The 24,375-nt window shown below is 63.0% G+C and carries 22 protein-coding genes; 10 read left to right on the top strand and 12 right to left on the bottom strand.

All coding sequences use genetic code 11. The features are described 5' to 3' along the window. The first annotated feature begins 130 nt into the window (after positions 1–130). The 8 genes from AAC067_RS03720 to AAC067_RS03685 all read left to right on the top strand — a co-directional run bounded on the left by AAC067_RS03720 (position 131) and on the right by AAC067_RS03685 (position 9,109). Positions 131–601, top strand: coding sequence for a nuclear transport factor 2 family protein (locus tag AAC067_RS03720; protein WP_339913093.1), 471 nt, complete (start codon positions 131–133; stop codon positions 599–601). 221 nt (positions 602–822) lie between these two features. Continuing rightward, positions 823–1,116, top strand: coding sequence for a DUF411 domain-containing protein (locus AAC067_RS03715; protein ID WP_339929647.1), 294 nt, complete (start codon positions 823–825; stop codon positions 1,114–1,116). Positions 1,117–1,129: 13 nt separating this feature from the next. Then, positions 1,130–1,858, top strand: coding sequence for a PepSY domain-containing protein (locus AAC067_RS03710; protein ID WP_339929645.1), 729 nt, complete (start codon positions 1,130–1,132; stop codon positions 1,856–1,858). A gap of 442 nt (positions 1,859–2,300) precedes the next feature. Then, positions 2,301–2,723 (top strand): hypothetical protein, encoded by a 423-nt coding sequence (locus AAC067_RS03705; RefSeq protein ID WP_339929643.1) that lies wholly within the window; start codon positions 2,301–2,303, stop codon positions 2,721–2,723. A 98-nt stretch (positions 2,724–2,821) separates the two neighbouring features. Then, positions 2,822–4,093, top strand: coding sequence for a TolC family protein (locus AAC067_RS03700; RefSeq protein WP_339929641.1), 1,272 nt, complete (start codon positions 2,822–2,824; stop codon positions 4,091–4,093). Then, positions 4,090–5,583, top strand: coding sequence for an efflux RND transporter periplasmic adaptor subunit (locus AAC067_RS03695; protein WP_339929639.1), 1,494 nt, complete (start codon positions 4,090–4,092; stop codon positions 5,581–5,583). Before AAC067_RS03700 ends, AAC067_RS03695 begins: the two co-directional genes overlap by 4 nt. Further along, entirely contained in the window at positions 5,580–8,729 is a 3,150-nt protein-coding gene (locus AAC067_RS03690; protein ID WP_339929637.1) for an efflux RND transporter permease subunit, read from the top strand. The genes AAC067_RS03695 and AAC067_RS03690 overlap by 4 nt, the downstream gene beginning before the upstream one ends. After that, the gene (locus AAC067_RS03685) at positions 8,726–9,109 is read left to right on the top strand and encodes a copper-binding protein (RefSeq protein ID WP_339929635.1); all 384 of its coding nucleotides are present in this window, start codon (positions 8,726–8,728) and stop codon (positions 9,107–9,109) included. Before AAC067_RS03690 ends, AAC067_RS03685 begins: the two co-directional genes overlap by 4 nt. Positions 9,110–9,268: 159 nt before the next feature. Here the strand turns inward: AAC067_RS03685 and AAC067_RS03680 are convergent, their stop codons facing one another. The 7 genes from AAC067_RS03680 to AAC067_RS03650 all read right to left on the bottom strand — a co-directional run bounded on the left by AAC067_RS03680 (position 9,269) and on the right by AAC067_RS03650 (position 18,735). Then, positions 9,269–10,528 (bottom strand): APC family permease, encoded by a 1,260-nt coding sequence (locus AAC067_RS03680; protein ID WP_339929633.1) that lies wholly within the window; start codon positions 10,526–10,528, stop codon positions 9,269–9,271. 492 nt (positions 10,529–11,020) lie between these two features. Continuing rightward, the gene (gene arcC / locus AAC067_RS03675; RefSeq protein WP_339929631.1) at positions 11,021–11,959 is read right to left on the bottom strand and encodes a carbamate kinase; all 939 of its coding nucleotides are present in this window, start codon (positions 11,957–11,959) and stop codon (positions 11,021–11,023) included. Positions 11,960–11,962: 3 nt separating this feature from the next. Next, complete coding sequence (gene argF / locus AAC067_RS03670) at positions 11,963–12,964, bottom strand: ornithine carbamoyltransferase (RefSeq protein ID WP_339913103.1); 1,002 nt, start codon at positions 12,962–12,964, stop codon at positions 11,963–11,965. A 39-nt stretch (positions 12,965–13,003) separates the two neighbouring features. Beyond that, positions 13,004–14,233, bottom strand: a complete 1,230-nt coding sequence (locus tag AAC067_RS03665) for an arginine deiminase (protein WP_339929629.1) — start codon at positions 14,231–14,233, stop codon at positions 13,004–13,006. Between the two features lie 82 nt (positions 14,234–14,315). Next, complete coding sequence (locus AAC067_RS03660) at positions 14,316–15,755, bottom strand: YfcC family protein (protein ID WP_339929627.1); 1,440 nt, start codon at positions 15,753–15,755, stop codon at positions 14,316–14,318. Positions 15,756–15,769: 14 nt separating this feature from the next. Then, the gene (locus AAC067_RS03655) at positions 15,770–17,035 is read right to left on the bottom strand and encodes a hypothetical protein (protein ID WP_339929625.1); all 1,266 of its coding nucleotides are present in this window, start codon (positions 17,033–17,035) and stop codon (positions 15,770–15,772) included. Positions 17,036–17,661: 626 nt separating this feature from the next. Further along, entirely contained in the window at positions 17,662–18,735 is a 1,074-nt protein-coding gene (locus tag AAC067_RS03650) for an NAD(P)-dependent alcohol dehydrogenase (protein WP_339929623.1), read from the bottom strand. 589 nt (positions 18,736–19,324) lie between these two features. Here AAC067_RS03650 and gnd point away from each other — a divergent pair. Then, the gene (gnd, locus tag AAC067_RS03645) at positions 19,325–20,308 is read left to right on the top strand and encodes a phosphogluconate dehydrogenase (NAD(+)-dependent, decarboxylating) (protein ID WP_339929621.1); all 984 of its coding nucleotides are present in this window, start codon (positions 19,325–19,327) and stop codon (positions 20,306–20,308) included. 108 nt (positions 20,309–20,416) lie between these two features. On the opposite strand, the gene AAC067_RS03640 is transcribed toward gnd, so the two are convergent. Both AAC067_RS03640 and AAC067_RS03635 read right to left on the bottom strand, forming a co-directional pair. Beyond that, positions 20,417–20,848 carry a hypothetical protein gene (locus AAC067_RS03640; RefSeq protein WP_339929619.1) on the bottom strand — a complete coding sequence of 144 codons (432 nt, stop codon included), beginning with the start codon at positions 20,846–20,848 and terminating at the stop codon, positions 20,417–20,419. Between the two features lie 67 nt (positions 20,849–20,915). Then, positions 20,916–21,155, bottom strand: a complete 240-nt coding sequence (locus AAC067_RS03635) for a hypothetical protein (protein WP_339929617.1) — start codon at positions 21,153–21,155, stop codon at positions 20,916–20,918. Between the two features lie 104 nt (positions 21,156–21,259). Here AAC067_RS03635 and AAC067_RS03630 point away from each other — a divergent pair, with 104 nt between their 5' ends. Beyond that, positions 21,260–21,667, top strand: a complete 408-nt coding sequence (locus AAC067_RS03630) for a cytochrome c (RefSeq protein ID WP_339929615.1) — start codon at positions 21,260–21,262, stop codon at positions 21,665–21,667. A gap of 691 nt (positions 21,668–22,358) precedes the next feature. On the opposite strand, the gene AAC067_RS03625 is transcribed toward AAC067_RS03630, so the two are convergent. The 3 genes from AAC067_RS03625 to AAC067_RS03615 all read right to left on the bottom strand — a co-directional run bounded on the left by AAC067_RS03625 (position 22,359) and on the right by AAC067_RS03615 (position 24,208). Continuing rightward, complete coding sequence (locus AAC067_RS03625) at positions 22,359–23,309, bottom strand: L-lactate dehydrogenase (protein WP_339929613.1); 951 nt, start codon at positions 23,307–23,309, stop codon at positions 22,359–22,361. A gap of 3 nt (positions 23,310–23,312) precedes the next feature. After that, the gene (locus AAC067_RS03620) at positions 23,313–23,477 is read right to left on the bottom strand and encodes a hypothetical protein (RefSeq protein ID WP_339929611.1); all 165 of its coding nucleotides are present in this window, start codon (positions 23,475–23,477) and stop codon (positions 23,313–23,315) included. Between the two features lie 74 nt (positions 23,478–23,551). Beyond that, complete coding sequence (locus AAC067_RS03615; RefSeq protein ID WP_339929609.1) at positions 23,552–24,208, bottom strand: cyclic nucleotide-binding domain-containing protein; 657 nt, start codon at positions 24,206–24,208, stop codon at positions 23,552–23,554. Positions 24,209–24,375: the final 167 nt, after the last annotated feature.

The raw sequence follows: 24,375 nt of genomic DNA, 5'->3' as shown, positions 1-24,375 counted from the left end.
CGACGATCACCAGGACCCGCGGATCATCGTCCTCGTCACTCTGCGCCGGATCCACCGCTCGACCGTGGCACCAGCGTCCAATCGCTCGACCGGATCGCCCAGCGACCCCGGCAAACCAGGAGACTGTTTCATGACGTTTCGATCAGCACTCGCCGGGCTGGCGCTCGCCGCTGTCCTCGCCACTTCCGCCCAGGCTCACGCCACTGACGAGCAACAGGTCCGCACCGTCGTGACGGCCTACAAGGACGCCATCACGCGGATGGACGTGTCACAGACTCCGGCCCTGTTCTGGCCGGACTCGGAGATCTTCGAGAACGGCGGGGTCGAGGGGACCTTCGCCTACTATCTCGAACACCACCTCGGGCCGGAGTTCGCCGACCTGGCGGGCTTCGAGTTCCGCAATCATCAGATGACGGTGGAGGTCGACGGCGACACCGCCTTCGTCAGCGAAACCTATACCTATCACATTACCTTCAAAGACGCCGCGCGGGCACCGATCGAGCGCCGTGGGGTCGCCACGAGCGTGTTGCGCAAACGCGATGACCAATGGCGTTTCGACGTCTATCACTCGTCGGCTCGCCCTATTCGTCCAGCGGCCTGAGCGCACGCAACCGGGCTCACCCTGCCCTTGATCACTGGAGGAATGAGACGATGACGGAGCCGTTTTCCCGCCGGGCCCTTTTGATCATTGGGGTCAGCGCCGCGGCAACCGCGGCCTGTGCGCGGACTGCGCGGCCTTCGTCAGATCTCGCCGTCTACAAGTCGCCCACCTGCGGCTGTTGCGGTTCATGGGTCGAGTACATGACGGGTGCGGGGTTCCAGGTGCGGACAACCGAGGTGGCCGACCCCGGGGCGGTTCGCCGCGCCCGGGGCGTCCCCGACTCCCTGGCGGCCTGTCATACAGCCGTGATCGGCGGATATGTCCTGGAGGGACATGTGCCCGCCGAGGATGTGCGCAGACTGCTTGTGGAGCGCCCCGACGCCCTCGGCCTCGCGGTCCCGGCCATGCCGTTGGGCTCGCCAGGGATGGAGGTGCCCGACGGTCGGCGCGAACCCTATGAGACCCTGCTGATCCTCAAGGGCGGCGGCACGCGTGTCTTCGCGCGCCACGGCTAGGCGGAAGGCCGGCATGAAAGTTCTCAAGCTTTCTACCCAACTGCACAAATGGATCGCGCTGATCGTCGGTCTCCAGGTCCTGTTCTGGGTCGGCGGCGGCCTGGTGATGGTGGCCATTCCGATCGAGACGGTCCGCAGTGAGCACCGCGTGGCCGAACAGGCCGCCGTCCCGCTGGCGCTGGCCGGCCTGCCGGCGCTCGACGAGATTGCTCGGCGAGCCGGCGTCGCGCCCACTCAAGCGGACCTGCACACCACGCCGCGCGGACCGGCCTGGACGCTGAAGCCGACTGATGGCGAACCGGTGATCGTGTCCGCCTTGACCGGTCGACCATTCGGTCCCTTGTCGGCTGCAGAAGCCTCGGCATACGCCAGGAGCGCCTATCGGGGTGAAGCCGCGGTTTCTGGTGCCGTGCTCCTGGGGACGGCACCAGAGGAGACGGGCCGGACAGGACCTCTTTGGCGCGTGGACTTCGCCGATCAAGAGAAAACCAGCTTCTACCTGTCGCCGGCGACAGGCGAGGTGGTGACCCGCCGTTCCGGGGTCTGGCGGATATTTGATTTCTTCTGGCGGCTCCATGTCATGGACTGGAACGACGGCGAGGACTTCAATCACCCCCTGATCATAATCACCACTGCCTTGACGCTGAGCATCGTCGTCTCGGGATTCATCCTGTTGTGGATACGGATCGCTCGGGACATCAAATCCTGGCGTGCCGTGAAACAATCAGCAAGGGGCGATTGATCGCGGGGTCCGCCTTCCGCTGGCGGTTCGACCGCTTGCGGCGGGCCCGGGATTTGCATCGACATGTCCCTGCCGGATACAGACGGAGCGTCCCCATCACCGCGACGATGGCCGGAACGGAATGAGGGGCCCCACGGGTAGGTCGCGCTTCAGCTGCCCGTGGTTTTGCAGGCCGACCGGGTCGCCGAGCGTCACGCCAAGGCCGGGGGGAGGTTGCAACGATTCACGGCGGCCAGAGCCAGCGTGAGGTCGAACATGAGCAGCTTGACCTGAAGCCGATGTCCACGCCGGCTACGATTCGGTGGCATCGACGCTGGAGGGCGGGATGGGACCGGGCCCACAATGCACCTGCGCCGGTCCAAAAGCGGGTAGTTGCTCATAGGCCGGTTCCCGATCCGCAACCTATTACACCGGGAGTTCTCCTTTCTGGTCCGGAGACTTGATGATCGTCAATCTGCGCCGCAACCGGGTTGTGCGGCCGCCGGCGAAGTGGGATTGTTTCGCCATGTGGAGCCTGCTGCGCATTGTGATCATCTCCCTGGCGTTCGTCGGCTTCCTCGGCCAGACGGAGGCGCGGGCGACTCCGTTGTCAGTTGAGTCCCTGGCTCAGGATATGGCGCACTGCGCCGAGATGATGGTGGGATCGACAGACGCCGCGCCGACCGAGAAGCAACCGCCGTGCAGGGACATGACGTCGGACTGCATCGCCAAGATGGACTGCGCAGTGGTCTCGCCGGTATTTTCGAGCGAGCCATCGCTGGATCGACCGGTTTCAGGCCCCTCGCCGTCCTATGGTGGTATGGCAGCCCGCCTGACCGAATTCGTCACGGCACCACCCCGCACCCCTCCAAAAACCGAAGCCTGACCTTGTATTCGCGGGTCTGTGTGGCGTCCCGGCGTCCGCGGACCTTTTCGAACAGCTGACCTCCGCTCCTAAGGAGCGGGTGTGTCCGGAGCTTCATCGTGTTGAATTCCATAACCGGTCAGGCGCGTCGCGTCGCGCCGACCTGGGTCCGTGTGGCCCTGATCAGCAGTGCGCTGGTCGCTGCGGGCACCGCGCGGGCTGAACCCCTGACCTATACGCAGGCGCTCGCCCTGGCGCGTTCAGACGCTCCGGCCGTCCACGCCAGTGCCTTGGGGGTGGAGGCCGCAGAGGCCTCGGTCGAGGCAGCCGGACGCCTGCCGGACCCGCGGCTCAGCTTCGGTCTCGACGGCTTTCCGGTTTCGGGCCCGGCGGCCGGGCGGTTCGGCGAGATCGAGATGACCAAACTCCAGATCGGTGTGCAGCAGGCCGTGCCCAGTCGCGCGCGGCGTCGCGCTGAACGCCGCATTGCCGAGGCCGATATCGGCGTGGCCCGGGCGCGGGAGGACATCACGCTATGGGATGTCCAGGTCGCGACCGGTCAGGCCTGGATCGATCTGTTTTATGCCGAACAGCGACTGGTGGAGATGGACGATGTGCTCGCCGCCCTCGACCCGTTGTGGGAGGCGGCTCCGTCGGGCGTCGCCTCGAGCGCGAACCGACCGGCGCAGAGTCTGAGTCCGGTCGAACTCCGCGCCGCCCTGGATGACCGGCGTGACGGCTTGCGGGTCGACCTCGCCCGGGCGCGGGCGGAACTGTCACGATGGACCGGCGACCCGATGCCGAGCGCCAGCGGATCGCTGCCGTCCATCGACCTTGAGCCCGGCGTGTTCGACGTCGATCTCGCCCGGTTGCCGGCCCTGCGAGCCTATGGCGCTGTGCAGGACCGGGCCGAGGCCGACCTCGATCTGGCGCGGGCTGCCCGTCGGCCTGACTGGTCGTTCGAGGCGGGCTATGCCCGCCGCGATCCGATGTTCGGCGATCTGATCTCTGTCGGCGCCAGTGTCAGCCTGCCCCTGTTCCAGGGCAGTCGTCAGGCACCAGTGATCGCGGCCCGCGCTGCCGACGCCCGGCGTGTCACTGCTGAGCGGGAAGCGGCGCAACGGGAGTGGAGGGCGACCCTGCAGGGAGACCTGGCCGAATACGATGTCGCGCGCACCCGTTGGATCCGGGCGCGCGACGTGGTCCTGCCCAATCTGCGCACGCGCGCCGATCTCGAAACCGCAAGCTACGGGGCGGGTCGCGCGGGGATTATGGAGGTGCTGGACGCTTTCACCGCCCTGGCCAACGGCCGGTTGGATGCCCTCGACAAGGAAGCCGATGTGGCGCGCCGCGCCGTCCGATTCACCCTGATTTATGGACAAGACCAATGATCCGGTTTGAACGCAAAAATCTGAAGCTCGTGGCTGCGGCCGCCGGCCTGATCGTCATCGGCGGCGCGGCCGGTCTGGCGCTGGCGCGTTTCAGCCCGGGCAACGCCGATCCCGTCGCTGCCTCGGCGGGCGAGCGTGAGGTCCTGTACTGGTATGATCCAATGACCCCGGGTCAGAGGTTCGACAAGCCGGGCAAGTCACCGTTCATGGACATGCAACTGTTGCCCCGATACGCCGACGAGGAGTCGGGCGCGGCGGCGGGCGTTCGCATTGATCCGGCCCTGGTCCAGAACCTGGGTGTTCGCTTCGCCACGGTCCGGTCCGGAACTCTCGACGGGGATCTGACCGCCAGTGCGGTGATCGATTACAACGAACGTGACGTCGCGGTGGTGCAAAGTCGTGCGGCCGGTTTCGTTCAGCGGGTCTATGCACGCGCGCCCGGCGACATCATCGCTGCCGGGGCTCCGCTGGTCGACCTGCTGGTACCGGACTGGGGCGGAGCGCAGATCGAATATCTCGCGGTCCGTCGCACGGACGATGCCGTCCTGATCGGGGCGGCGCGCCAGCGACTGGTTCTGCTGGGTATGCCGGAGTCCCTGATCGCCGCAGTCGAACGCTCGGGTCGTCCGCGCACCACGGTGACCGTCAACAGCCCGATCGGCGGAGCCATTAAGACCCTGGGTGTTCGGGCGGGGATGAGTGTGCCGGCAGGCCTGACCCTGGCCGAGATCAACGGGCTGTCAACCGTGTGGCTGAACGCCGCCGTGCCTGAGGCCCTGGCCGGTCAGCTCCGGGTCGGTCGGTCGGTCGACGTGAACCTGGCCGCCTTTCCCGGGCAGCGTATGACCGGTCGACTGACCGCCCTGCTGCCCGAGGTCACCAGCGACAGTCGGACCCTGACCGCGCGCGTCGAACTGCGGAATCCGGGGGGGCGTCTTCGCCCCGGGATGTACGGACAGATCACCTTCGGCGGGTCCTCGACACCGGCCCTGCTGGTGCCTTCGGAGGCGGTGATCCGCACCGGTCAGCGCAATCTGGTGATGCTGGCGGCGGAGGGTGGACGCTATCAACCGGCCGAGGTCCGGGTCGGGCGCGAGGCCGGGGGCCAGACGGAAATCCTCGCCGGACTGCGTGACGGCGAGCGCGTTGTCGCCTCGGGCCAGTTCCTGTTCGACTCCGAGGCCAGCCTGTCCGGTGTCACGGCGCGTAGCCTGGAGCAGGCAAGGGCGCCGTCGGCAACGACGGCTCCGGCACCGGCCCAGATCTACCGGACAAGCGGCCAGGTCCAGGCCATCGACGGGCGTTCGATAACGCTGGCACACGGACCTGTGCCCGCGCTGCAATGGCCGGCCATGACGATGACCTTCACTGTGGCAGACGCGGTTCCGCTGTCCGGCATCTCCACGGGAAATCAGGTCGATTTCGGGTTCGATATGGTCGGCGGCAAGGCCACTATCCGTAGTCTGACCCGGCGGGAGGCGAGCCAATGATCGCCGCCATCATCCGTGCCTCGGTGAAGGGGCGCTTCCTGGTTATATTGGCGGCCCTTGCCCTGGTCGCCGCCGGACTCTGGGCCGTGCGCAACACACCAGTCGACGCCCTGCCCGATCTGTCAGACGTCCAGGTAATCATCCGCACCTCCTATCCCGGTCAGGCCCCGCAGATCGTCGAAAACCAGGTCACCTATCCGCTGGCGACCACCATGCTGTCGGTGCCCGGCGCCCGAACGGTGCGGGGCTATTCCTTCTTCGGCGACAGCTATGTCTATGTGCTGTTCGAGGACGGCACCGACCTCTATTGGGCTCGCTCCCGGGTGCTGGAATATCTCAGTCAGGTCCAGGCCCTCCTTCCCGATACCGCCCGCCCGGCCTTGGGGCCGGACGCCACCGGGGTCGGCTGGGTCTATGAATACGCCCTCGTCGACCGAACGGGTCAGCATGACCTGTCGCAATTACGCAGCCTGCAGGACTGGTTCCTGCGCTACGAGCTCAAGACTGTTCCCGGCGTGGCCGAGGTTGCCAGTATCGGCGGCATGGTGCGCCAGTATCAGGTGGTGCTCGACCCCGCCAAACTCGCCGGATACGGCGTAACACACCAGCAGGTCGTCGCGGCAATCCGGCAGGGCAACGGCGAAGCCGGCGGGTCTGTTCTGGAGCTGGCCGAAACGGAATATATCGTTCGCGCCAACGGCTATCTGACCACGCTCGACGACTTCCGCGCTGTGCCGATCCGCACGGCCGCAGGCGGCGTTCCGGTTCAGCTGGGTGATGTCGCCACGGTACAGATCGGCCCCGAAATGCGGCGCGGCATCGCCGAGCTGAATGGCGAGGGAGAAGTGGCCGGCGGCGTGGTGATCCTGCGCTCGGGCGAAAATGCCCAGGCGGTGATCACAGCGGTGCGCGAGCGGCTGGAAACGCTCAAGGCCGGCCTGCCGGCCGGGGTCGAGGTGGTGACGGTCTATGACCGCTCGCATCTGATCGATCGCGCCATCGAAAATCTCAGCACCAAATTGCTTGAGGAGTTCATCGTCGTCGCCCTGGTCTGCGGCCTGTTCCTGTGGCACGCGCGCTCCGCCCTGGTCGCGATCATCACCCTGCCACTGGGGGTGCTGGCGGCCTTCATTCTGATGCACCTGCAGGGCGTCAACGCCAACATCATGTCGCTGGGCGGTATCGCTATCGCCGTCGGGGCCATGGTCGACGCGGCCGTGGTCATGATCGAGAATGCGCACAAACATATCGAGCGATGGGAACACGACCATCCCGATGAGTCTCTGGCCGGCGAAACCCGCTGGCGGGTAATTACCGAGGCGGCGGCGGAGGTGGGGCCGGCGCTATTCCTTAGCCTGGTGATCATCACCCTGTCGTTCATTCCGGTCTTTACGCTGCAGGCCCAGGAGGGGCGGCTGTTCGCGCCACTGGCCTTCACCAAGAGCTACGCCATGGCGGCGGCGGCGATCCTGTCCATCACCCTGGTGCCTGTGCTCATGGGCTATCTGATCAGAGGGCGGATCCCGGCCGAGCAGAGCAACCCGATCAACCGCTGGCTGACCCATATCTACCGCCCGCCGTTGGACTGGGTGCTGCATCGTCCGCGGACGACCCTGCTAATTGCCTTGGCCGTGTTCGCCACCTCGGCCTGGCCGATCAGCCAGCTGGGCGGCGAGTTCATGCCGCCGATGGATGAGGGCGACCTGCTCTATATGCCGTCGGCCCTGCCGGGCCTGTCGGCGGCCAAGGCGTCCGAACTTCTGCAGCAGACCGACCGGATGATCCGAACGGTACCCGAGGTGGAAACCGTGTTCGGCAAGGCTGGACGGGCGGATACAGCGACCGATCCCGCTCCGCTGGTGATGTTCGAGACAATTATCCGCTTCAAGCCGCGTGACCAGTGGCGGCCCGGTATGACGCCGGAGAAGCTGATCGAGGAACTGGATGCGGCGGTGCGCGTGCCCGGACTGGCGAATGTTTGGGTGCCACCGATCCGCAACCGTATCGACATGCTGGCCACCGGCATCAAGAGTCCGATCGGGGTCAAGGTATCGGGCGCTGACCTTCAGGCCCTCGACCGGATCGCTGCCCAGGTCGCCGAGGTGGCCAAGACCGTCCCGGGCGTCAGCTCGGCCCTGGCCGAACGGCTGACGGGGGGGCGCTATGTCAATGTCGACATCGATCGGCAGGCGGCGGGCCGCTACGGCCTCAATATCGCGGACGTTCAGAGCATCGTCTCGGGCGCTGTCGGCGGCGAGACCATCGGCCAGACCGTCGAGGGTCTGGCCCGCTATCCGATCAGCGTCCGCTATCCCCGCGAGATCCGCGACAGCCTGGCCGAGCTTCGGGCCCTGCCGATCGTGACTCCCTCGGGCCAACAGATCACCCTCGGCACGGTCGCTGACCTGCAGGTCACGGACGGCCCACCGATGCTGAAATCGGAAAATGGCCGGCCCACGACCTGGGTCTATATCGATGTCCGCGGCCGGGATCTGGCCTCGGTGGTCGGCGACCTGCAGAAGGCGGTGACAGATCAGGTCCAGCTGAGTCCGGGGGTGACCATCGCCTACTCCGGGCAGTTCGAATATCTGACCCGCGCGGCCGAGCGACTGAAGATCGTGGTCCCGGCCACCCTGCTGATCATATTTTTCCTGCTGTATTTGACCTTCGGACGTTTCGATGAGGCGGCCCTGATCATGGCCACCCTGCCGTTCGCCCTGACCGGCGGGGTGTGGCTGCTGTATCTGTTGGGCTATCACCAGTCAGTCGCCACCGGCGTCGGCTTCATCGCCCTGGCCGGGCTGTCGGCCGAGTTCGGGGTGGTCATGCTGATCTATCTAAAGACCGCGCTCAATGAACGGGGACCGAACCCCGAGCCGGCGGCGGTCGAGACCGCCGTGCGCGAAGGGGCGCTCTTGCGAGTCCGGCCCAAGGCCATGACCGTGGCCGTGATCCTGGCCGGCTTGTTCCCCATCCTGATCGGCCACGGGGCCGGTTCGGAGGTGATGAGCCGCATCGCCGCACCGGTCATCGGAGGCATGCTGACGGCACCTTTACTGTCCATGCTCGTTATTCCTGCAGGCTATCTGCTGTTGAGACGCCGCAAGAAGCGGTCGAACGTATTACCCCAAGGAGAAATACCATGAACCACGCCCTGATCTTGTCCGCCGCTGCCGCCGCCACTCTTGGCCTGAGCGCTTGCGGTCAGCCCGAAACCGCGCCGGCCGCCGACCCGGCCCCCGCTTCTGAAATGCCGATGCCGTCGAACATGTCCGGCATGCCGATGGAGGGCCGTCAGGCCGCCATGATGGGGGCTGGCTCAGGCGTGATTACAGCTGTCGACGCAGCAGCCGGCACCGTCACCATCGACCATGGCGCGATCCCGGCCGTCGAATGGCCTGCCATGGCCATGACCTTCACCGCACCCACCGAAATGCTCGCCACCGCCAAGGTTGGAGACCGGGTGGCCTTCGACGTCTCGGTTCACGACGGGGTCAATGAGATCACGGCCCTGCGTCCGCAATAGTCGGCCCCCGACAGACGCCAACCACATGCAGGATCGGGGGGCCGTCTCCCGGCCAGGGTCGCCGCGCGTACAGGTTCGGTTGTCAGGGTTGGCGTCAGCGCCCGAACCCCTGCTCTCCGCGCCCTGGGCAGGTTGCCCAGGCCATCGCCCGGGCGGGTCTCAGTGATCGGGATTCGCCTGCGGCACCAACCAACGCGACAGGTACATCCGTTCAAAGGCGAAGACCGCCGCGATGGCTATGCCCGCAATGACGACAATGGCCGGATCACTTTGCAGCTTCATTGCCGTGAAGGCCGACAGAACCACGGCATCGAAAGCCAGTGCAGCCAGAATCACAGCCCCCGCGGCACCGACCTCTTTCCGGCGGAAACGAAACACGCCCCAGTGCACGGTCATGTCCATGACAAGATAGAAAAAGGCACCCAGCGATGCGATCCGGCCGAGATCAAAAAAGATCGCCAGGGTCGAGGCGATGACCACTGTGTAGACCAGCGTGTGACGTTGAATGTTTCTAGGCATGCCGAAATGACGGTGGGGGATCATTTTCATCTCGGTCAGCATCGCCAACATGCGCGACACCGCGAAGACGCTGGCGAGAACGCCGGAGGCCGTCGCAACCGCGGCCAGAAGGACCGTCAGATAAAAACCCGTCTGGCCGAGCGCCGGCCGGGCGGCCTCGGCCAGGGAATAATCCCGGGCGGCGACGATCTGGTCGATGGTCAGGCTCGATCCCACACCGAAGGCCACGAGCAGATAGATCAGGACGCAGAGCGCGATCGAGATCACGATCGCCCGACCCACATTTCTGTGCGGGTTAGTGACTTCGGCTCCGCTGTTGGTGATGGTGGTGAAGCCCTTGAAGGCAAGGATCGCCAGCGCCATTGATGCGATGAAACCCACGGGGGTCGCGTCCGGCATGGTCTCTGATGCTGCGGCGAACTGGAAACCGCTGGCCCAGAGAGCGGTGATGCCGAACAGCGCGATTCCGCCGACCTTGACCGCCGCCATGACCAACGAGAAGCGTCCGACCGATCGGTTGCCTGCAATATTGACGAGGAAGGCGAACGCGATCACGCCGACGGCGAGGATCGGCACCAGCGGCCCGCCGGCGATATCGAAGGGCCGCAGGACGTAGGTGGCGAAGGTCCGGGCCACGAGGCTCTCGGCGATGATCATGCTGAGCGCCATCAGCAGAGCGGCGGCGGCGGCCACGGCGCCGGTGCCGTAGCATTTCTGCAGGATCGTCGCGATCCCGCCTGCCGAGGGCCAGGCGTTCGACATCTTGACGTAGCTGTAGGCGCTGAACGCGGTGACGATCGCGCCGGCAATGAATGCGAGCGGAAAGAGCGGCCCGGCCAGCTGGGCGACCTGGCCCGTAAGAGCAAAGATGCCGGCTCCGATCATCACGCCGGTGCCCATCGCTACAGCGCCACCTAGTGTGATCGAGCCCTTAAGGTAGCCGCTGTCTTCATGATCGTGTTGCATGCGGTCTTGAATCCCGTGGTGGCTCGCCTGTCGCCTCGCTGGTGGGCCGGTCACCTCCTGTCGTCTTGGACCCTATGCGCACGATCCGTGGGCGGGCGCATCACCAGTCGACTCAAGCGGGCGGCAGAGGGCGATGTTACGCCTTGTCGACTGACGTATAAGCAAGAGTTCTCAGCCTAGCGAACAGGCGAAGGGAACCAGACCTACGTTAACAGGATCGACCGGATCACCCAAGATGAGTTGGCACGCAAAGGCAGTTTTACGGACATTTGACTGAAACTTGCCGGATTAAGAGAAATATACGGCTTCTCAAGCTTGCCCTGACAGGACTCCAGCTGTCAGGCGCTCACGCGCCGAAGCTGTGTTCAACTGGCCGGCCGCAGGCGCTTGAACTGAGCGGGGAAGGGGGCTTTCGATTTTGCACGGCTAACCTGGCGGTGCCCACTCGATCTCTTGGACATCGCCCGCGATCGTGGTGCCGGCTCGACCCTCGACGATCAAAGCGAGGTCTGCAAGCGCACCGATTGCAGCCTTCCGGCCTGTTGCCGCTACAAACTGACATGCCGCAGCCACCTTTGGCCCCATCGATCCCGCCGCAAACGAGTATCCGGCAATTAAATCTGGGGTCGCACGCCGGATAGCGTGCTGGGTTGACCTCCCCCAATCAACAAAGACGGCGGGAACGTCGGTAACCATCACGAGCAAATCGGCACCAAGCTCTCGAGCAAGAAGTTCGCTGGCATAGTCCTTGTCGATCACCGCCTCGACGCCGCGCAGGAGCCCGTCGTCGTCAAACGCGGTCGGTATCCCTCCGCCTCCGGTACAGATAACCAGCACGCCACGTTCCATGAGCCACCTGATCGGCTGTATTTCGAATATCCGTTTGGGAAGTGGGGAGGCGACTACGCGCCGCCAGTGCTTGCCGTCCTGCTTTACGACCCATCCCTTCTCGCGCGTCAGGCGTTGCGCCTCTTCTTTTACGTAAACGGGGCCGACAAATTTTGATGGATCGGCAAAGGCAGGGTCGGCAGGGTCCACTTCGATCATAGTAAGAATGGTCGCCAACGGCTTTGCCTTCGGCAGCAGATTGCCGAGTTCCTGTTCAATCATATAGCCGATCATACCTTCGGTTTCGGCACCGAGTACGTCCAAGGGGAAAGCCTCTTCCGGCTTGTATGCCGCACCCTGGAGGGCAAGCAACCCGACCTGCGGACCGTTGCCATGCGAGATGATCAGTTCATGCTGATCGACGAGCGGAGCCAGCGCGCGCGCCGCGATAGCGATGTTTGCTCGCTGGTTTTCCGAGGTCAGAGGTTCGCCTCGTTGCAGGAGCGCATTGCCTCCAAGCGCCACGACGATCCGCATCGCTCAACGCCCGATCGTGGCGACAAGAATCGCCTTGATCGTGTGCAGCCTGTTTTCTGCCTGGTCGAATTGGATGCCTGCCGGAGATTCGAAAACCTCATCGGTAACCTCCATCTCCGAGATGCCGAACTTCTCAGAGATCTTGCGGCCGACCTCAGTCTCGGCGTTGTGAAATGCGGGTAGACAGTGCATGAATTTTACCAACGGGTTGCCAGACGCCGCGAGTAGGTCGGCATTGACCTGATAGGGTTTCAGCAGCCGGATACGCTCTTCCCAAACCTCGTCCGGCTCCCCCATTGAAACCCATACGTCCGTGCTTATGAAATCGCAGCCTTTAACAGCTTCGGCGGGATCTTCGGTAATGGTCAAGGTCGCGCCATATCGAGCGGCCAGGTCGCGAGCTGGGCCGATGAATTCGTCACTGGGCCAGTTGGTCTTGGGAGCGCCAATCCTTACGTCCATGCCCATCAGACAGCCGGCGATCATGAGGGAGTGACCCACGTTGCTGCGGCCGTCGCCGACGAAGGCGTAGGAAATTTTCTGTAAGGGCTTGTCCGCATGTTCGCGCATTGTCATCAGGTCAGCTAGCATCTGCGTCGGATGAAATTCATCGGTCAGCCCATTGAACACCGGAACGCCGGCATACGATGCCAACTCCTCGACAACGGTTTGACCAAAACCGCGATACTCGATCGCATCGTACATGCGCCCGAGAACTCGTGCGGTGTCCTTCATGGACTCCTTGTGACCAATCTGTGTGCCCGACGGGCCGAGATAACTGTAACCCGCACCCTGATCCATCGCTGCCACTTCAAAGGCGCACATTGTGCGCGTGGAGGACTTTTCGAAGATCAGGCAAATATTCCTGCCCTTCAAATGCTGTTGCTCCGTCCCGGCGTATTTGGCGCGTTTGAGATCGCGCGAAAGCTCAAGCAGGTGTCGTACCGCCTGCTGGTCGAAATCCAGCAGCTTCAGAAAGCTGCGCCCGTTTAGATTATAAGCCAAGTGTCGTCTCCTTGCCGGCATTTGCTGTAATTAGTGTTCTTAAAAGGCGACCGGATCGCGCCAGACCGGACAGGTCATGCAGTGTCCGCCACCGCGGCCGCGGCCAAGTTCCGAGCCCCGAATTGTGATGACTTCGATGCCCGCCTTGCGGAGCTGCGTGTTGGTCGAGGTGTTGCGGTCATAGGCGACCACCACTCCGGGCTCTAGAGCGACAACATTGTTGCCGTCGTCCCACTGTTCACGCTCCTGTTGATAGACATCGCCGCCGGTCTCAACAACGTGAAGCTTTTTCAGGCCCAAGGCTTCAGCTGCGATGACGAAGAGGTGCTTGTCTTCTTTCCTCACATCGATCTGGTTCGGTGCGTCGCCCGGCCGAAGACTGTAACCCTGAATCTGGTCGCAAACCTCAGTAAACGCCGTAACGATGTCTCGGTCACAGTGAGAAAAAACAGTATCAAGATGCATTGCGCTACGAGCCCGGGGCATTTGACACGCCACGACGTGCGTGGCGGCACCGTTCTTGAAAAGCTCTCTGGCGACCTGGCCTACTGCCTGGGGAGTCGTTCGTTCTCCCATGCCGATGAGCACGGTGCCGTTACCCCATGGCATCACGTCGCCACCTTCGAGCGTGGCGGATCCATGATCCGTATCGGGATCTCCCCACCACACCTTGTAGTCGCCGCCGGCGAATTCGGAATGGAACCTATAGACTGCAGCAACAAGCAGGGTCTCGGGGCGCCGCGCCGGCCAGTACATTGGATTTAGTGTTAGGCCTTGTCCGATCCAGCAGCTGTTGTCTCGCGGGAATTGCGTATTGGGCAACGGTGGCAAGACGAAGCCGTGTACACCAAGATAGCTGCCAAACATGCTTCCGGTGGAGAACGGCAGGTCATGTACGGCGATCCCCCCGATGAGAAAGTTGGCAAGCTGATCGGGCGCGAGCTCGTCGAGCCAGCCGCGCAGTTCGTCCAACATGCCGATACCGACGTCGTCTTCGGTGACACGTCTGTCCAGGATCCATGCTCTTCCTTCCTTTTTGGCCACGACAGCACCGAGCAGGTCCTGAAATTCGTAAACCTTGACGCCGCGATTGCTCATCTTCATGCGAAAATCCGCATGGTCGGTGCGAGCCTCCTGCACCCATAGAACGTCGTCATACAGAAGCCGTTCGGCATTCGCAGGCGTTAGGCGAGCATGCGCAAGTCCCGGTTGGCAGGTGATTACTTTGCGTAGTTTGCCAATTTCAGAATGGACACCGAACTCGGTCATGAGAGAATTCCTTTTTTAGAAACGGGTAGTTAGAAACGGGTAGTAGGTTCACCGAGATCGGCGAGCCCCCGGAGGGAGGCGACTACCCCAAAAGCACTGCCACGCTCAGTCCGGCCACGATCAACACAGCTAGGGCGAGCAGAAGCGGCCACATGAAACGAATCCAGCGTTGATAAGGCACCCCTCCGATGGCGAGCGCTCCCATCACGACCGCAAAGGTCGGATTAATCAGGTTCACGAGGCCATTGGCGGATTGAAAGGCTGTGACAACCAACGACCGTTCGACGCCCGCAAAGTCCGCCAGTGGAGCCATGATCGGCATGCTGAGGACGGCAAGCCCTGACGAGGACGGCACAAAGAATGACATGGCGAGCTCAATGCCGAATGCGACATTGACAAAGCCTAACGGCGACAGTCCACCTAGTGCCCCCTCTCCCGCGAAGAGCACCGTATCTGTGATGCGGCCGGCATCCATTATGACGACAATGCCACGGGCTATGCCGATGATAAGGGCCACTCCGAGGAGATCACGGGCACCGTCAATGAAGGCGTCGACAAAGCCTTCCTCGCCCATCCAGCTGACCAGCCCGACAAGGAGCGAGGCTCCCAGGAAAAGCGCCGACATCCGGTCCATCCACCAGCCTTGTGAGGACACTCCCCAAATCATCACGGCAAAGGTCAGAGCAAAGATGAGCAGTACTACTCCCTGGACGCGCGTTAGCGGACCGTCATCAACAACTTCTGAGGTTCGTGCGAATTTGGCGACAATTTCCGCGTGCTTATCGGCGACGATTGACTTGGCGGGGTCTCGTTTGACCATTGCAGCATAGCGCATGACGTAGGCCGTGCATGCAAACCAGCCTGTGCCCAGCAAGATTAGCCGCAGTGTGAGACCGTTGGTAAAGGGGATGCCTGCGGCGTCGGAGGCGATCACGGTTGCGAAGGGATTGATGGTCGAGCCGAGTACGCCGATCCCCGCACCAAGCAGAATGATAGCGACGGCGACGACTGCGTCATATCCTGCGGCGATCATGACTGGGATAAGTAGTGCGTAGAAGGCGAGCGATTCCTCAGCCATGCCATAAGTCGTCCCGCCGAAGGCGAATAACGCCATCAGAATTGGGATCATCAAATTTTCATGGCCCTTGAGGCGTCGCATGGCGCGGGAGATTCCCTTGTCGATCGCGCCGGTTTTGGCGATTACGCCCAGAAACCCGCCAATTACCAATACGAAAAGGGCAACATCGATGGCACGTGCTTCAGAGCTTGCGGGGTCATAAAATCCTGCAATCGGGGCGACAAGTACGTCCCCCAAGCCCTGCGGGTTAGAGTCCACGCGCTTATAGGTGCCGGGCACGGGCACTTCCTTACCAATCGCTGCATTCTCGACCCGTTCGTATTGGCCTGCGGGAACGATCCAGCTCGCGGCTGCGACCAGGGCGATCAGTGCAAACAGGATGCTATAGGCGGTCGGAAATTTGAACGACTTGCGGGCGGCGGGCCCGTTTTTTGGATTTGTCATATCTCGGCCCATTCCTAGAACGAAAAGCTGGCGTAAAGCATGAGATGGGCCCAGGTGTTGTTGCCTCCGGTGAACTCCCTCGCGGCTGCACCGGGGACCAATACGGCGACCGCGGCAGACAGGAAGAGCTGCTCGCTCGCCTCCCAATCCAGGATTACGTTGAACTCATTGCCGAAGTCGTCGTCTTCCACGCCCAATTGGCGGGGATCGTCGAGCGCGACATCAAGCCAGATCGTCGTAATCGACACGGCTCGCGAGAGTGACGCGGTCCCCTTGACCAGATGTGTCTTCTGGTTCGAGTTACCGAAGATCCAGTTGCCAGTCAGTTCGCCCTGGTACCATTGAGCATAATCTGTGAAACCATAGGCAAGCGGAACAAATGCCTCGTTCTGCGGCGTGCTCGGATCGTCTCCGGTGACAACCGCATAGCGATAGCTCAGCGTAGGTTCCAAAGGCAGGTCGGCGAACTTGTACGTAGCTTGTGCGTACCATCCGTCGCCTTCGTAGTGTTCTCCGCCGGTCTGCTGCGCATATTCGCCAGAAAATGTCAGCCGATCGGTAACAGAGACCGCTCCCCTGACGTCGTAGGTTTTCAACTGCTCGGCGACGCCCCATGAGACAGGGTCGTCGAAATGCGCGACCTCGATATAGGTCGCGCCAATCGATGCCCGCTCAGAAAAGGTATATTCGGCATTGATGCCGCGAACATGCGCCTTGATACCGCCGCGCCCCGGATTGTTGCCGAGCCAAAACCCTTCCAGCAGCAGATTGCCCTTTTGGAGCCGCGCGAGCGCACTTCCGCGTGAGGCCGATCGCGCGCCAAGGTAAAAGCCGCCACGGTTTCCGCCGTCGCGGCCGCCATCCTTGATCAGGAAACCCGTGCCAATCTGATAGTCAAAATCGCCGCCCATTATCTCAACGAAATCATCGGCACCAAAGTTGGCTTTCCAACCAACGTAGAGTTTCTCAAGAGTTACAGCGCCCGGATCGTCGATTCCTGCCGCAAAACCTTCTGCGCTTTCGCCAAAAGTCTGCGAGGCAACTGCGGAAATTCCGGCGGTCAGCTCTCCGCCTAAAACATCCTTTATCGTCAGGTAAAGTTGCGGCTCGATCGCAAACTCGTTCCACGTGCCGCTTTCGACCCCGATGTTGGCCTGCGCCTCGCCGAACCAGGAATCGCGTTGAAAGAAGACGACGCTCGCGGCATCAAGACCTGCCTCGACTCGCACGCGGTCTGTTTCATAGATCACCTCTTGTGCAGCCGCTGCTGTCGCCAGCATGGACAGCGGTATCGCCAGAAGCGGCCACAGACGGAAGGCTGAACATTTGAGGTGTCTTGATCGTCCCGCACGGTAGTAAGGCGGTTCGGGTGTGGTTTCCGAAGGGGGCATAAAACCAACTCTCAAGAAGATGCTGAAATGGCCACTGCCGATGTACGAACGCGCTGACATCGCTGGCGGGGTGATACCGACCCAGACGCACAGGCAGCTCAGCCATTACAGATCGGAAACTTCTTTCGCATCGCCCGATGGGCGGTTGGGAGAGCCAGACGTGTCGCGGGACGTGCAACGGCCGCTGAGCCAAACCCAGCTCTTTCCTACCACTGCCTGGCCGCAGCCACGTGCTTGCGTCGGACCTGTTGTGGACGCGACAGGCTGAGCGTAGAGCTCCTCCAGCTTGAACCTGACGGCCAGGAGCCGGGATGGATCCGATAAAATTCAATGTCATCGGTGCCCTGGAGCCGCAATCTCCAGGAATTTCGGCTCAAATGATCACCACTTAACGACAGGCTGAACCCTGGGCAGCGAGGATGCGGGCATGACGAGCTCGCGCCATGTGAGACCGCCTTTTCGTCGAGCCCTGGAAGCTCTTGATCGGGGCTGAGAGTACTCCCGACCCGCGCTGATCAGGGCGTGATCGCGACCTTCAAAACACCATCTCTCTGGTTGGAAAACAGATCGTATGCGCGTTCGATATCGTCCAGCTTGAAGCGGTGGGTTACCATCATGCTCAGGTCGACCCGCCCGGACTCAATCACCGCGAGCAGTCGACGCATACGCTCCTTACCACCAGGGCAGAGAGTGGTGATGATCTTGTGATCGCCAAGGCCCGCCGCGAACGCGCTCAGCGGGATCGTCAAATCGGTCGAATAGACGCCAAGGCTTGAGAGAACGCCACCTGGGCGAAGTACTCGCAAGGCCGCTTCGAAGGTCGCCTGGGTTCCCAGAGCCTCGATCGCGACGTCTACGCCGCGACCATCGGTCAGCCGCATGATCTCCGCGACCGGGTCGACCTCGCTGGCGTCAATGACGTGATCAGCGCCCAATCTCTTCGAAATTGCCAGTCGTTCAGGCAGGCGATCGACCGCGATGATGGTGGTGGCACCCATCAGCCTTGCCCCCACTGTGGCGCAGAGACCTATCGGCCCCTGGGCCAGGATGGCCACCGCATCACCGATTCGAACGCCGCCGCTCTGCGCCCCGCTCAGGCCGGTGGACATGATGTCAGGGCACATCAGGACCTGTTCGTCCGTAAGGCTATCGGGCACAACGGCCAGATTGGTCATCGCATCCGGCACGAGGACGTACTCGGCCTGGCAGCCGTCAATGGTGTTGCCCAACCTCCAGCCGCCCGCTGGCTTCCACCCGTGGCCGAACGCCCCACCATCCTGGGAATGATGGCCGCAGAGGCAGGCATTGCTATAGCCGCCGGGCGTGATCGCGCCTGCGATCACGCGCTGTCCTTCTCTGAAGCCCTGGACGGCGGATCCCAGCTTGTCGATGATGCCGACCGGCTCGTGACCGATGATCAAACCTCTTTCGACCGGATACTCGCCTTTCAGGATGTGGACGTCTGTGCCGCAAATCGTCGTGGTGGTGATGCGCACGAGAGCATCCAGGGGGCCGACGTCGGGAATAGGCTTGTCATCCAGAACAATCCTGCCGGGTTCGACAAACACTGCCGCTTTCATCTTGGCCATTGACGCGTTCCATTCTCAGATTGTGTCGGGGCGAGCCAGCCCAACCTAAGACGCGGGCGGCGGGCATGGCTTACATGCGAGCGACCCGTCGACGGTCGATCTAGCGCTACTGCGACGCCAGTCGTCAGAGCGAGCCTTGGCCTGGCTGCAAATCCCGCCGGACCTGCTGTGAGACAATCGAGGTTTCCGCGCAGTCTGCACGGACCGCGGTACCGGCTCGCGACTCTGTAAGTTTTCGGATCGCTCGGCGTCATAACCAAAGCGCGCTGCGAGCCTTCAGGCCGCATGCGTCGAGGAGCGACTATGACCGAATACAAGCTGGCGACCGCGTGACCCGCCTCCGCGCCTGCCGCGTGGCAAGCACCGGCGCATTCGGCACGGTCGGGCTCTTCGGGCCCGGCGCGATATGGACGGCGTTCCACCTCTCAGGCCCCGCGGCTTTCCCGGGCCTGTTCACCAGCCCGCCGGCCGGCTCCGGTAGCCGCTCCGGCGATCGAGGGTCTGTGCGTCTCCCTCGTGGAACTTTCACCTCAATGACAAGCCGCATGACCCCCGCCATTTTGATCGCGCCGACTTTTGAGGTCCCGCAATGCAGCTAGGAATCGTCGGATTGGGCCGCATGGGTGCCAATATCGCGCGCCGCCTGATGGCCGATGGCCACCAATGCGTCGTGCATGATCTTGACCCCGGAGCCATCGCTGCCTTGACCGATCAGGGTGCCATCGGGGCCGAAAGCCTGGTGGATCTGGTGCGCCAGCTCCCTCCGCCGCGACACGTCTGGATCATGGTTCCTGCCGGAGCGCCGACGGAGTCAGTGGTTGAGGCCCTCGCATCGGCTATGGCCCCTGGCGACACCATGATTGATGGCGGAAACACCTACTACCGAGATGATATTCGCCGCGCCACGGCACTGCGTGTTCAAGGTCTGAACTACATCGACGTCGGTACGTCGGGTGGCGTCTGGGGTCTGGCTCGCGGCTATTGCCTGATGGTGGGCGGTGATCGGATCGCGGTAGCGGCGATCGATCCGATCCTGCAATCGCTGGCTCCTGGAGTCGGTGAGATATCGCCAACTCGGCGGCTTGATGGTGCGGACCCCCGCCCCGAGCAGGGCTATGTTCACGCCGGACCAGTCGGCGCGGGCCATTTTGTCAAGATGGTCCACAACGGCATCGAATACGGGCTGATGCAGTCCTATGCCGAAGGCTTCAACATTCTCCAGGGAAAGGCCTCCGCCAACCTGCCCGAAGTGGAACGGTTCGACTTGAATCTGGCCGACATCGCGGAAGTCTGGCGGCGGGGCAGTGTGGTCTCCTCCTGGTTACTGGATCTCGCCGCGCAAGCACTGGCCGACCATCCGACCCTGGACGGCTTCACAGGGGAGGTGGCGGATAGCGGTGAAGGCCGCTGGGTCGTTGAGGCCGCAATCGAGGAAGCTGTCCCGGCGGACGTATTGGCCACCGCACTGTTTGCCCGCTTCCGATCGCGAGAACAGCACACCTTCGGCGAGAAGCTACTGTCGGCGATGCGCTTCGGCTTCGGTGGCCATCTTGAATCAGACCTGAAACGCTGAGCCCGTGGAGGATGCGCCCGACCCTCCGCATGGAATCCCCCTCCGGTCGCCGACGTGATCGGCACCCCGGAATAGACGCGCGGCAACCAGCCTGTCAGCACCAACAGGTCAGTCTCGGGGCGAGGGGTCCGCGTCGGGGCCGTCCTGTGAAATGCGACCCATCGCGGCCAGAGCCAACATGGGGATCAACACCCATTGCAGCAGTGGCGACAGTCCCGTGCCGATCAGGGGTAAGGTCGGCATGAGGTCGGAGTAGGCCCAGGTGCCCTTTATTCCAGTGTTAAACCATTCACTGAAGATCGTGTAGATCAAGCCGCCGAACACAGTCAGTCCGGCTACTCTCAGACGACCCCGGAACGGCCAGTCCTGATCGCCGATCAAGGCCAGGCTGCCCATGAGGGTGGCGAGGGCGATCAGGAGATCGCCGGCGGTGCAATGCAGGACCGCGAACGCCAGTTCGCGGGGGCTGGCGGTCGACCAGATGGTGTAGAGCGGAAGTTGGATTATTTCCCAGGTCAGATGGCTGATCAGGGTGATCACGAGATAGGTCCGTAGGGCACCAAGCCACCCTGAGGGCCGGTGAAATAAAAGCGGGGCCTGCAGATACCTAGGCAGCCTCATACGACCCGCCCGCGATGGCTATGGCTTGAACCTGGCCGGGTAGCGGTTCGGTCGATCCGCGGTGGCCGAGCTGGCAACGTCGACCCAGCGGGGCCGCCTGCAACGCGCTGGGTCGATCGAAGATGTAGAAGCCCCGATCGACCAGAGCTTTCTGAAGGTCGTCCGGGCACAGCGCGTCGCGAGTGACATGTTGCTCAGGCATCGCAGGAGTGATGACCTCGGTCATGGAGTTTCCGTTCTGGTGCAGGTGTTTAGGAGTCCGCCTGTTTCTCCCCGCCGACATTGATCTCGATCAATGCAGGGTGCCCCATCCAAGGTCAGGCATTGCCCATGCTCGGCTTGGAGGACATTTTGCGTTTAATCGCGATTACCGGCGCAATGATGCTGATGGGATGCACGGCCGGTCCAGCATATCGCGAAGCTCCGGGCACTGCCGATGCCGCCCGATACTATCCGGAAGAAGTAGTGGACGCGGCTGCCGTGGCGCGAGGCAGGGCGCTCGTGGACAACCGTTGCGCGGCATGTCACGCCGTCGGCCCGGCTGGCGACAGTCCGCGCCCAACCGCTCCCCCGCTGCGTCACCTCGGTGTCCGCTATCCTGTTACGGACCTTCAGGAAGCCTTTGCCGAAGGCATAACCAACGGACATCGGGAGATGCCGCAAATCACCCTGGAGGGGGAAGAGATCGCGGATCTGATCGCCTACCTGCGCGATGTTCAGAACCATTCGCGGCCCTAGCAGACCTGCCAGTCCGTCGGCCTTCGCGTGCCGTCTGCTGATCCGGTTCCGCAACATTGCGTTCGACGGCAGTCAGACTGCCGTGGCTACCCCCTTCCGACAGAGTCGCACGCCGGTCCCGATGAGGGTTTCCTGAAGAGCGGCGACGCTTCTGATCGTCCGACCGGGATGAAATCAGTCATCCGGATCGACGCCAGGACGGCAGTCCAAAGGGATGCGACCTGGGTTTCCAGCTGAGAAGCGCGGCTGAAACCTCGATGTGAGGCCGTGCGGTCATGGCCGGACGATCCGAATCCCAGACACGAGCGCAACGCCTCGAAGCGCCCCCCAGCCGTGTTTCCTCGGAGGCCCTACTGTCCTTCGACAACATCTCGGTCGAGACCAACTGCGGCGGCGTCCAACGTGATCGCCTGGACTGACGGTGGAACCTCGTCAGCCTTGCTCCATTGGGCCGACCCCGGGGCGGCCGGGGACCCAGGCGATCGCGTCTAACCCTGAAGCAACGTTGACCTGGATCATTGCCCGTAGGGCGCGCCCTTGGCGCGAGCAACGCGCTGACGCCGAGGAACAGACCAGATCCTTCTCGCCGACGCCTGACGATCCGGCGTAGACGGTGCAGGCTTGCACCGGACGCTGGACGACTCTGGAAATATCCGCGTTTCGACGCTGAATCGTCCCGCGCCGGCCGGCTTTAACGGTCGGGCGGGTTCTGCGTGGCGGCGAGGGCGGCTCGCAGTGTCGTCGCTGACGCCAACAATCCCCTGGTTTCCTCCGCACTGAGGTCGGGAGACAGGACACGCTCGACGCCGATGGCTCCGAGCACGCACGGCAAGCTCAGGCAAACATCGGTGATGCCATACTGGCCGGTCAGCAGCGTCGAGACGGGCAAGACGGCATGCTCGTCGCGCAGGATGGCTTCGCAGATACGCACGATCGCCGTCGAGATTCCAAAAGAAGTGTACCCCTTGCCCTGGACAATCCGGTAGCCGGCCTCCCGAACCTCGGTGGCGATCTGGAGCCGTTCCAGGTCCTGATCCGTCGCGTAGAACCGGTCGAGCGTTAGCCCTCCGGCGCGAACGGTTGAAAAGGCCGCAACTTCGCTGTCTCCGTGTTCACCCAGAACCAGGCCGTCGATCGAACCGGGGGCGACACCAAGGCGGACCGCGAGGGCCTGCTGGAGCCGCGCCGTGTCTAGCAGGGAGCCGGTGCCGATGACGCGGTTGGCCGTGAGCCGGGAGCGCTGCAGCGCCACGATCGTCATCAGATCTACCGGATTGGCCGCGACGAGGAGGATACCGGCGAACCCGGCGGCCATTAGCTCGTCCACGCAGGAGGTGACGATGGCTGCGCTGCGGGACACCACCGACAACCGGCTTTCCGCCCCATGGGTCGCCGCGCCGGCAGTGAGAACGGCGATCTGAGCAGCAGCGGCGTCCTCATAGGTTCCGGCCCAAATTCGGGCCGGCCGGGCAAGCGCATTGGCGTCCGACAGGTCGGCCGCTTCCGCCGCTGCCAGGGTAGGGTCGCTGTCGATCAGCACGATCTCGCGACAGATGGCTCTGAGCATTAGGGCGTAGGCGGCGGTGGCCCCGACGTGGCCGGCACCGACGATAGCGACCCGCTGCTGTTCGACGCTCCGCATGGTTCAGGCCTGGGCGCGGATTTGGTCAGCGGTGGACATTTGCGGCTGGCCGTCCCGCCGGTTATCGGCGATCGACGTCAACTGTTCCCGGGCGAGCACCACGATGATCGTGTTCACGGCTGGATCGTTGATAGACGGGTAGATGGGAGTGATCGCAACAGTCGACATCTCGGGCGCTCCTTGAAGGCCTTGGATGTCACCTCGTGAAGTTGATCACCTTGATCTGCCTCAAGGGCGTCGGGTCACGGTTCGCCCTCCGCGAGCGCTCGCAGCAGATCAGGCCGTTCGACGAGCACATCAGTTTGCGACACCAGGCGGATCACCCCCTGGGTCTTGAGCCGGGTTATGGATCGGCTGACGGTTTCGATGGTCAGACCGAGATAATCGGCGATTTCGCCGCGGGTCATGGGCAATCGTACATGACCCGCTCCGGCCGGCCTGGACAGGTCATGGTTCGGAAGATCGAGCAGGAAGGAGGCCAGCCGCTCGATCGCCGTCTTGCGCCCGAGCAGCAACATCTGGTTCTGGGCCGCCGCGAGTTCGTGGGATGTGCGGTTGAGCAGGGCGTGCTCCAGCGGCGGGTCGTCCTGGACCAGAGCCCGGAACGCTGTCTTTCTGAACCGGCAGACCGACGAGGGTTCCATCGCTTCTGCGGTGAACACATATTCGTCGCCGATCGCCAGACCGAGAAAGTCTCCCCGAAAAAGGAAGCCGATGATCTGGCGACGACCATTGGGCAGACGCTTGAAGACCCGGACCGATCCCGAGGTGATATTAAAGATGTGGGGGGCTTCGTCGCCCTCACGGATGAGAACGGCTCCGGCGTCAAGCAATATCGGTTCGGCCAAGGCCTCGAGTCGCGCCAGGGACGCATCCGCCGTGCTGCCACAGACCCGCATCGCAACGGCACCGCAGCTCGGACAGGCCTGCCCCAGCCGTCGACCTGCGCACTCCAATGGGAGCGAGAGCAAGGCCAGCAAGGGTATCTTCCTGGCACCCATGATGCAGGCGGGGATCCGATTCCAGTTTGAAGTTGAGCTGAATCAATGCGCCGTCGGTATGAGGG

The sequence above is a fragment of the uncultured Brevundimonas sp. genome (assembly GCF_963977465.1).
Lineage (GTDB): Bacteria > Pseudomonadota > Alphaproteobacteria > Caulobacterales > Caulobacteraceae > Brevundimonas.
The sequence above is the reverse complement of the archived record's forward strand: the minus strand, read 5'-3'. Positions and strand labels throughout refer to the sequence as shown.